This is a genomic window from Variovorax sp. 01T439_2 (assembly GCF_056398445.1).
This window is the reverse complement of the sequence record NZ_JBFTPJ010000716.1, coordinates 1-3,058: the sequence shown is the minus strand read 5'-3', so window position 1 is coordinate 3,058 and position 3,058 is coordinate 1. Positions and strand designations below refer to the sequence as shown.

Sequence of the window (3,058 nt, the reverse complement as noted above, 5' to 3'; positions counted from 1 at the left end):
GTTCATCCGCAGGTAGACGTGCTTGCCGCGCACGACGTCGATGTGCCTGTGCTTCATGAGCTTGATGTCGCTCGGACGCACGAAGGTGTTGACCATCCAGCGGATCAGCCATGGCAGCTCCTGCGGCATGACGAGCAGCTCGCGAGCGATCCAGAAGCGCTCGCCGGAGGCCAGCTGATCGAGCACCGGATGCGGCTGTCCGCGCAGCCGGCGCGCAGCCGCCACCACCGCCCGGTACTCCGCAACGCTGAAGCTCCCGCGCGGCTGGCTGCGCACCTTGACCTTCGGGAAGGCAGGTACATCGCGAAGCACGCCGATGCTCACACCGTGCATCAACACCTTTCGCAGCAGCACCAGGTACTGCGCGATCGTCGTGCTGGTGAAGCCCTGCGCTCCAAGGTGATCGATCAGGCGCTGCGCATCGGAAGTAGCGAATGCCTGCGCCGGCACAGCACCCAGCAAAGGAATGATGTGTGCGCGCAATCTGTTGCCCATCACCTGCCAGGTCGGCCGTCCTATTTCACCGCGCTGCACACGCGCCGCTTCTGCCTGCATCAACCCTTTGGAAAGGTCGCTGACAAAAAGGGTTAACAGATTTTGCTCATTTGTTAAATGACTGGCGGGCGCCTCGCTCGCGGGATAGCTGCGCGCAAAAAAACCCGAATCGTTCGCGGCCGGGGCTCTCTGGATGAGGTTTATGACATTTGTGTCCATGCCATATCCCGTACGCAATCCCGATGCCTCTTATCATCGTCATTTATCAATTGAAAACTCCCTTGGACAAAACCGTGCGCGACGTACCTGTGCCGGCACTGACGCCCGCCGACTATCTCAGAAAAATTTTGAACGCCCGCGTTTACGACGTGGCGGTCGAATCCGCGCTCGAGAAAGCCAATGCACTCAGCGAGCGGCTCGGCAATACCGTGCTGCTCAAGCGCGAAGACCAGCAGCCGGTGTTCAGCTTCAAGCTGCGCGGCGCCTACAACAAGATGGCGCACCTCTCGGCGGAGCAGCTCGCGAGTGGCGTCATCTGCGCATCGGCCGGCAATCACGCGCAGGGCGTGGCGCTGGGCGCGCGCAAGCTGGGCGCGCGCGCGGTGGTGGTCATGCCGGTGACCACGCCGCGGCTCAAGATCGATGCGGTGCGCGGCTTCGGCGGCGAGGTGGTGCTGCATGGCGACAGCTATTCCGATGCCTACCTGCATGCGCTCGAGCTGCAGGCGCAGCAGGGCCTGACCTTCGTGCACCCCTTCGACGATCCCGACGTGATCGCGGGCCAGGGCACCATCGCCATGGAAATCCTGCGCCAGCACCAGGGCCGGCTCGATGCGGTCTTCGTGGCGATCGGCGGCGGCGGGCTCATCTCGGGCGTGGCCAACTACATCAAGGCGGTGCGCCCGGAGATCAAGGTGATCGGCGTTCAGATGAACGACTCCGACGCCATGATGCAATCGGTGGCGGCGCGCCAGCGCGTGAGCCTGCCCGACGTGGGACTGTTTTCGGACGGCACTGCCGTCAAGCTGGTGGGCGAGGAGACCTTCCGCATCGCCAGCAACCTGGTCGACGAATACATCGCGGTCGACACCGATGCGGTCTGCGCGGCCATCAAGGACGTGTTCGTCGACACCCGCAGCATCGTGGAGCCGGCGGGCGCGCTGGCAGTGGCCGCCATCAAGCAGTACGTGGCCGGGCATGGCCGCCATGGCGAAACCTATGCGGCCATCCTGTGCGGCGCCAACATGAACTTCGACCGGCTGCGCTTCGTGGCCGAGCGCGCCGAAGTCGGCGAGGAGCGCGAGGCGCTGTTCGCGGTGACCATTCCCGAAGAGCGCGGCAGCTTCCGCCGCTTTTGCGAGCTGGTGGGCGAGATGCCGGCCAGCGAGTCGCAGGAAACGGGCTCGGCCGGCGGCGCGCTGCGCAACGTGACGGAGTTCAACTACCGCATCAGCGACGCGGCCAAGGCGCATGTGTTCGTGGGCCTGACCACCTCGACGCGCGGCGAATCGACGACCATCGCCAAGACCTTCATTGCGCACGGCTTCGACGCGCTCGATCTCACGCACGACGAGCTCGCCAAGGAGCATCTGCGGCACCTGGTGGGCGGGCGCACGGGTCTCGCGCATGACGAGCGGCTGCTGCGCTTCGTGTTTCCGGAGCGCCCGGGCGCGCTGCTCAAGTTCCTGAGCCTGATGCGGCCGAACTGGAACATCAGCCTCTTCCACTACCGCAACCAGGGCGCCGACTACGGCCGCATCCTGGTGGGCTTGCAGGTGCCGGCCGGCGACGCGGCGGCCTTCGACGACTTCCTCGAAACGCTGGGCTATCCCTACGTCGAGGAAACGGCGAATCCGGCCTACAGGCTGTTCCTGCAGGCCTGAAAGGCCGTCCGGCTTTTATTGCTGCGCAGGCTGCGCGGGCGGCTGCTGCGCAGAATCCGACGGCGGCGCTTGCGATGCCTGTGACGGTGCAGCTCCGCCGGCAGGCGGCGCGACCACGGGAGGCACCGTGGCCGGGAAAAGCCCGCTCGGCCTGGCCGCCGGCGTTGGCGAGGCCGGCAAACCCGGCGGGACCGAACTGCCAATGCTGATCGGCGCGCGCACCGGCAGTTGCAGCGTGAAAGCTGCCGGCCCCTGTGCACTGGTGCCGAGCGTTGCCGCGCGCACCCCGACCGACTGCAGCACATAGTTGTCGCCCACGCGCGAACCGACGCGGAACGGACGCGGCGGCTTGCCGTCGATGGAGATCAGGGCGGCGCCTTGGTTGAACGGATCCGCCACCACGCCCGACAGCGCAAAGCGGCTGGCCGCCTCGGGTGCGGCGGGCGCCGCGTCGGCGCCCGAAACCACGCCGAGCAGCCGCGCGACCGCATCAGCGTCGGCCGAGACCGCCGCCCTGGGCATGGTGGCCGCCGCGGCCACGGGCTCGGGCGGCGCCGCGAGCCGCAGCCCCCAGAACACCGCCGCTGCCGCGGCCAGCGCCCACAGGCCCGTGGTTGCAACGGGGGCATGCCAGTGCGCGGCGGAATAGGGACTTGTCATGGCCGCGGATTATCATGCAG

Annotated in this window: 2 protein-coding genes and 1 pseudogene; 1 reads left to right on the top strand and 2 read right to left on the bottom strand. The window is 66.9% G+C overall.

The window, feature by feature from the left end; genetic code table 11:
• Positions 1-714 (bottom strand): annotated as a pseudogene (locus AC1DOC_RS26495) (hypothetical protein); the annotation flags it as partial.
• A 50-nt stretch (positions 715-764) separates the two neighbouring features.
• Here AC1DOC_RS26495 and ilvA point away from each other — a divergent pair.
• Positions 765-2,378 carry a threonine ammonia-lyase, biosynthetic gene (gene ilvA / locus AC1DOC_RS26490; RefSeq protein ID WP_062363078.1) on the top strand — a complete coding sequence of 538 codons (1,614 nt, stop codon included), beginning with the start codon at positions 765-767 and terminating at the stop codon, positions 2,376-2,378.
• Between the two features lie 15 nt (positions 2,379-2,393).
• Here ilvA and AC1DOC_RS26485 read toward each other — a convergent pair whose 3' ends face one another.
• The gene (locus tag AC1DOC_RS26485) at positions 2,394-3,038 is read right to left on the bottom strand and encodes a type II secretion system protein N (protein ID WP_278874704.1); all 645 of its coding nucleotides are present in this window, start codon (positions 3,036-3,038) and stop codon (positions 2,394-2,396) included.
• Positions 3,039-3,058: the final 20 nt, after the last annotated feature.